Genomic DNA, 6,124 nt, shown 5'->3' on the forward strand with positions numbered 1-6,124 from the left:
CTTCCGTTGTGACCGCTGTGATGAACTTTCAGCCTCAGCCCGGGCGGCGCCAGACGACGATGCCGAGCTTCGATATCTGGACGGGCTCGCCATGCTGGTTGCGGGTCTCGTTGCGGGTGCGGACCATGCCGCGGTCGGGGCGCGACCTCGACGGGGTGATCTCCAGCACCTCGATGTGAACCGTCAGCGTGTCGCCGGGGCGGGTCGGGCGCGGCCAGGTGGTTTCGCCACCGACGCCGATCAGGCCGCCGGCGATCGGCAGGCCGTCGACCAGCAGCCGCATGCTCAGCGCCGCCGTGTGCCAGCCGCTGGCCGCCAGCCCGCCGAACAGGCTGTCGCGGGCGGCGTCCTCGTCGAGGTGGAAGGGCTGGGGATCATAGTCGCGGGCGAATGCCTTGATGGCCTCGGTCGTGACGGTGACCGGGCCGGTGACGAAGGTCTGTCCGACGTGGAGGTCTTCGAGGTAGAGCGTCCCGGCCACGCTCAGGCTCCGTCCACGGCGGGCGGCGGGACCGGCATCGGTTCCGCCAGCCGCGCCCAGCCGGACAGGGCCGCGCCCAGCACCAGCACCGCCAGCGCCGCCATCAGCCACGGCCTCGCCGCGCCCTGTTCCGGCGACAGCGGCCGGACCAGCATCAGCGCCAGCAGGCCCAGCAGCACCAACACGCCCGGCAGGTCGAGGCCGACGCCGAGGAAGACCGGATGCGACAGGCCGATCAGCCAGCCGACGCCGAGCGTCGCCGCGACGGCGATGGGGGCCAGCGACCGTGCGCGGGTCAGGCCGGGGTCGAGCACGCTCGCCAGCGCCGCCGCGACGGCCGCGAGCAGGCCCGGCCAGATGAACAGGAAGGCGGCTTCCGGCGCCACGGTCTGGGCGGCGGCTCCGATGAGCAGCGTCAGGGCGATCAGGCCGGTCCAGCCGCCCCAGGTCGTGCGCGCCGCCAGTCCCGGCGCCAGCGACAGGCCGATGGCGACGATCGAGGCGCCGATGACGACCGGATTGCCGAACCCGCCCAGGGCGAGGGCCGCGACGGCGGCCGCCGCGAGGGCGACGGCGGTCAGGCGGCGGTCGGCGCGCTTGCGCCCGCCCAGCACGGCCATGACGAGCGCCAGAACGGTCAGGGCCGCGCCGGCCTCCATCCACGGCAGGCGGGCCAGCAGGGTGTAGTAGGCCTCGGCGCTGTCGGCCCGGCCCGACATCGGACCCGCCAGCGTCCGCACCGCCTGGGTCAGGACGAGGCCGGCGGCGACGAACCAGAGGCCGTCCAGCGCGCCCCGGCCGACGTCGGCCATGGTCAGGCCCGCCCGCTTCCGCGCGCGCCACGCCGCCGCGCCCAGCAGGCCGAGCGCGAGGGCCAGAAGGCCCCAGCCCGCCGCCGGCGGGTGGCTGACGACCACACGCCCGAACAGGTCGGCGTAGACCGTCGTGGCCCCGCTCGCCGGCAGGGCGTCGGCGCGCAACAGGGCGTCGGCGTTCTCGAGCGTCTGCGAGCCGATGTGCTGGACCGAGCCGCGGTCCAGCACATCCGCCCCGGAATGGGCGTGGTACTGTTCCGGCCGTCCGATGAAGGCCAGGTTCAGGCCCTGGACGCCGCGGTCCTTGGGGATGGTGAAGTCGGTGCCGTTGGGCATCCGCTCATAGACGAAGCCGGCCAGCGAGTTGGCGGTGACGCCGCCGTCGGCGCGCACCCCGGCGCGGCTGAACAGGGCGATGGTGTCGGCGGCGCCGCGCCCGGTCTCGAACATCATGGCCCGGCCGCCGCCGCCGCGCGCCTCCAGATTGATGACGGCGCCGATGCGGTCGCGCAGGGGGTGGCCGCCCCAGAAGATGCGGGCGCCGTCGAGGCCGATCTCCTCGGCGTCGGTGAACAGCACCACCAGGGTCCGCTCCGCCGGCCCCCGCGCGCGCAGGGCCCGCACCGTCTCCAGAATGGCGGCCACCCCGGTCGAATCGTCGGCCGCCCCGGCCGACATCGGCACGGTGTCGTAATGGGCCATCAGGGCCACGGCGGGCAGGGCCGGGTTCCGCCCCGGCAGCACGCCGATCAGGTTGGTGGCGGTGAAGTTCGCCGCCTCGGGGTCGCCGCCCATCCGCCGCAGATAGCGCGCCGAGCCGCGCGAGATCGGCCCGGTCTGGATCGAGGTCTGAAGCCCCAGAGCGGTCATCCGCTGTTGCAGGAACATCCGCACCCGGGCGTGATCCGCCGAGCCGACCGGATGCGGCCGTTGCGCCAGCTCGCGCACGTCGGCCATGGCTCGGTCCGTGGAGAAGGCCGTGGCGGGTGCCTCAAGTCCGGCCGGGGTTGGGACCTGCAGGGACAGGACCCCGATCAGCAACGCGAGCGCCAGCGATCCGACCAGCCAGAACAGCCGCATGAGACATCCTCCCCGATGACGGGCGGAGCCTAGCGGCGGCGGGCCGACGCGTCACCTCCGCCGTCGCCGGGCAACCATTTCGGTCAAGGATTCCTTAGAGCCTGCAACCTAAGCCCGAGGCCGGCGGGGGAAGGCGGCCAGGAATGTTCAAATCCCTGAAGGCGATGATCCGGCGCATGCGATGCCGCCGCCACCGGTGGCGACCCGACCGGAGTCGGCCGGGCGGCGAATGGTGCGACCTGTGCGGCGCGCGCCGGAAGGCTGCCGCGAGCTGAAGAGGGTTGGTCCGGCGTCCGGTCCTACGCCGCTCGGCGCAGCGCCGACGGCGTCTTGACGAACAGGCCGGGGCGGCCGGCGACCGGGCGGAAGGCGAGGCTGTCGCCGTCCAGGGCCTCGTCGAGCCCGAGGAACAGGCAGCCGTCGTCGACCAGCCGGCGCTCCAGGTTGTCGAGCGCCTGACCGCGCCGCGCCGGCTCCATGTCGGCCAGCACATGGCGGCAGAAGATGACGTCGAAGCGGTGATCGTCGGCCGGCGGGTCCAGCAGGTTGGCGCGGGCGAAATGGACCACGGCGCGCAACTGGGGCTTGGCGATCCAGCTGTCCTCGTGCTGGTCGAACCAGTCCAACATGGTCCCGGCCTTGAGGCCGCGCTGGATCTCGAAGCCGGTGTAGGCGCCGGAGCGGGCCTTCTCGAGCGCCCGCTGCGACAGGTCGGTGCCGATGATCTCGACCGGGAAGCCGGCGTCTAGGGCGCCGATGGCCAGAGACCAGGCCTCCTGACCGGTCGAACAGCCCGCCGACCAGACCTTGACCGGGATCCCGCCGCGCGCCGCCGACAGGGCCGGCAGCAACTCGCCGGCGAAGGTGTCGAAGGTCGGGCGGTCGCGTCTGAACCAGGTCTCGGGGTTGAGCAGGGCCTCGATCACGGCCCAGGCCAGGGCCGCCACCGGCTTGGCCCACAGCGAGGCCAGCAGGTCGTCGACGGTCTCATAGCCCTCGCGGCGGGCCAGCGGCCCCAGCCGGTGCTCGGCCAGCTTCATGCGGTCGCGCGTCAGCCGGAACCCGGCGCGCGACGCCATCAGCGACTGCAGGCGATCGAAGGCTTCCGGCGACATGGGTTCAGACGGCCCCCACCTCGGCGAATTTCGACGTCAGGATCTCGCCGTCGAACGGCTTCATCACATAGTCGTCGGCGCCGGCGGACAGGGCCTCGGCGATGCGTTCGGCGCGCGTCTCGATGGTGCAGAACAGGACCTTGGGGCCGGCTCCGCCCGGCAGGGTCCGCAGCCGCCGCAGGAAGGTCAGCCCGTCCATGACCGGCATCGACCAGTCCAGCAGGATGACCTCGGGCATGACCCCGGCGCAGAAGGTCAGGGCCTCGGAGCCGTCCGCGGCCTCATCGACCTCGAAGCCGAGGCCTTCGATGATGCGTCGCGCGACCTTGCGGATGATCCGGCTGTCGTCGACGATCAGGCAGGTTCTGGGGGTCAAGGCCTTGGGTTCCGGAACTGACGCTCACAACGCCTGCGTGTGCGTTATCCTTATCATCGCAGCGCGCCGGTTAATGAGTCCTTGGGAAACCCGCTTAAGGGTCAGTTAGGCATGTGGATGGTCAGGGCCACGCGGCCCTCGTCGGCCTGCACCGCGAGCGAGCCGCCCGCGTCCCGGGCCGTCAGCCACAGCCAGTAGGGCTGGATCCATTGTCCCGGCAGACCCTCGTCCAGCGGGCGCCCCGTCAGGCCGGCCACGGCCTCGGGCTTGAGCCGGGCCCGCGCGCCCTCGGCCACGCCGGCGATGGTCAGATTGGCGCCCTCGCGTCGGGTCGAGACCGCCGCCGAGCCGCCCGACGGGAGGGCGGCCATGGTCAGGTAGGCGAGGTTCACCAGTGCGCGGGCCTGGGCCTTGGAATAGTCGCCGCCCTCGGCCCGCCAGTCCAGCGTCGCCCGACCGCCCTCCGTCAGGCCGGCGATCAACTCGCCCAGCTCCGCCGCGGAGAATCGCTCCGCCGAGGTCGAGGCCCCGAAGGCCACCCGGGCGAAGGCCACCAGCGCGACCATCTTTTTCGCGCTGGCCTCGATCAGCCCCATGGCGTCCTCGCGCATGTCCTGGGCGGTCGGATCCTTCAGCAGGTCCAGCCCGGAACTGATCGCCCCGGCCGGGCTGATGAAGTCGTGGCACAGCTTGCCGGCGACCAGCGCGGCCAGGGCCTGGCCGTCGGGAAGGGAGGAGGGCGTGTCGGTGTCGGTCATCGGGCTCGAAAACAACAGGTGGGCGGTCGCGCGAACGCTGCCCTGATTTGCCGGTTCTTCAAACCGTCCCGATGGTCTATCGGAGCGGCCATGAGCAAGAGACTGACCGCCGACCTCGCCTCGGGCGCATTGACCGAGGCGTTGGCCGACATCGCCGAGGACGCCGCCCGCGTCATCCTGCCTTACTGGCGCAACGGGGTCGTGGCCGAGTCCAAGGCCGACGACAGCCCGGTGACCAAGGCCGACCAGGAGGCCGAAGCCCTGATCCTCGAGCGGCTGGAAGCCCTGTATCCCGGCGTCCAGACCGTGGCCGAGGAGGCCGTCGCCGCCGACGGCGCCCCGGCCGAGGCCGCCGACTGGTTCTGGCTGATCGATCCGCTGGACGGCACCCGCGGCTTCATCGAGGGCCGCGAGAGCTACACCGTCAACATCGCCCTGGTGCACAAGGGCGTGGTCGTCGCCGGCGTGGTCACCGCCCCGGCCACGGCCACGACCTGGCGCAGCGGCAAGCCCGGCGCCGGCGCCTTCCGCCGCCGTTTCGGCGAGGCCTGGCAGGCCATCAAGGTGCGCAACCGCCCCGCCTCGCCGATGGCGGTGATGAGCCACTCCATGACCGACGTCGAGGCCGAGCGCCTCGCCTCGCGCCACGGCTGCGTCCAGTGGCAGGGCACGGATTCGTCGCTGAAATTCTGCCTGATCGCCGAGGGCCGCTTCGACGCCTATCCGCGCACCGGCCCGACCTCGGAGTGGGACACGGCTGCGGGTCAGGCCGTGCTCGAGGCCGCCGGCGGACGGGTCATGGCCGAGGACGGCCAGCCGCTGCGCTACGGCAAGGCCCGCTTCGCCAACGGCGGCTTCGTGGCGCTAGGGGGCTAGAGGCTCAGGGCCGGGCGACCGGCTCCGGCGTCGCCAGCACGACCCTTTGCATCAGCGCCGGGACGCCCCATTCGCGGGCGGTTTCGAGCGCCTCGGCCAGCATCAGCCCGACGGCGCGCGGCCCGGTTCCCGTCAGCCGCCCCCTGGCCATGGCGAGATGCGCCATGCCGATCTGGTCGGCGGCCCAGTCGACCGGGTCGGTCCGGGTCGCGTTCGTCAGCCGGCGGCGGATGATCGCCTCCAGCCCCGTCAGCGTCTCGAGGTCGGCCATCGATTCGGCCAGCGTGGCCTCGGCGGCCAGCCGGCGTTCGCGGGCGAGCGCGCCCAGGATCAGGCCCGGCTCGCGGCTCAGCGCCTCCGCTTCGGCCAGGGCCAGAAGCGGGGCGGCGTCCCGGGTCTGCGCCAGCCGCACGGCGACCCAATCGAGCGGGCTGTGATCGGGCGTGAACGCGTCGGCGGCGGCGTCGAACAGGGCTTGACCCTGGACCCGGGCCGCGTCGTTCCGGGCCAGATCGGCCAGCGCCATCAGCCCGGTCCCGGCCAGGGCCAAGGCCCGCGCCCGCGTCAGCGGCCGATAGTCGGGCGAGGCGGCCTCGACGAGGGCGCGCAGGTCGCGCCCGGCC

General features: G+C 72.9%; 6 protein-coding genes and 1 pseudogene. 1 reads left to right on the forward strand and 6 read right to left on the reverse strand.

What is annotated here, in order from left to right:
• Window positions 1-34 precede the first annotated feature (34 nt).
• The 5 genes from RDU12_RS00930 to chpT form a co-directional block, all read right to left on the reverse strand.
• On the reverse strand, window positions 35-481 hold the full coding sequence (locus RDU12_RS00930; RefSeq protein ID WP_308683965.1) for a MaoC family dehydratase: 447 nt from the start codon (window positions 479-481) through the stop codon (window positions 35-37).
• A 2-nt stretch (window positions 482-483) separates the two neighbouring features.
• Window positions 484-2,376, reverse strand: coding sequence for a M20/M25/M40 family metallo-hydrolase (locus tag RDU12_RS00935; protein WP_308683966.1), 1,893 nt, complete (start codon window positions 2,374-2,376; stop codon window positions 484-486).
• Window positions 2,377-2,675: 299 nt separating this feature from the next.
• A complete protein-coding gene (locus tag RDU12_RS00940; RefSeq protein ID WP_300292862.1) occupies window positions 2,676-3,491 on the reverse strand; it encodes a protein-glutamate O-methyltransferase CheR in 816 nt (271 codons plus the stop codon).
• Between the two features lie 4 nt (window positions 3,492-3,495).
• Window positions 3,496-3,867 (reverse strand): PleD family two-component system response regulator, encoded by a 372-nt coding sequence (locus RDU12_RS00945; RefSeq protein ID WP_300292864.1) that lies wholly within the window; start codon window positions 3,865-3,867, stop codon window positions 3,496-3,498.
• Window positions 3,868-3,968: 101 nt separating this feature from the next.
• Complete coding sequence (gene chpT, locus RDU12_RS00950; protein ID WP_308683967.1) at window positions 3,969-4,625, reverse strand: histidine phosphotransferase ChpT; 657 nt, start codon at window positions 4,623-4,625, stop codon at window positions 3,969-3,971.
• Window positions 4,626-4,715: 90 nt separating this feature from the next.
• On the opposite strand from chpT, the gene cysQ reads away from it, so the two are divergent.
• Window positions 4,716-5,501: a 3'(2'),5'-bisphosphate nucleotidase CysQ gene (gene cysQ / locus RDU12_RS00955; RefSeq protein WP_300293507.1), complete on the forward strand. Its 786-nt coding sequence runs from the start codon at window positions 4,716-4,718 to the stop codon at window positions 5,499-5,501.
• A 4-nt stretch (window positions 5,502-5,505) separates the two neighbouring features.
• Here the strand turns inward: cysQ and RDU12_RS00960 are convergent.
• Window positions 5,506-6,124: pseudogene (locus RDU12_RS00960) on the reverse strand (hypothetical protein); the annotation flags it as partial.

Source organism: Brevundimonas sp. (assembly GCF_031082345.1).
GTDB lineage: Bacteria > Pseudomonadota > Alphaproteobacteria > Caulobacterales > Caulobacteraceae > Brevundimonas.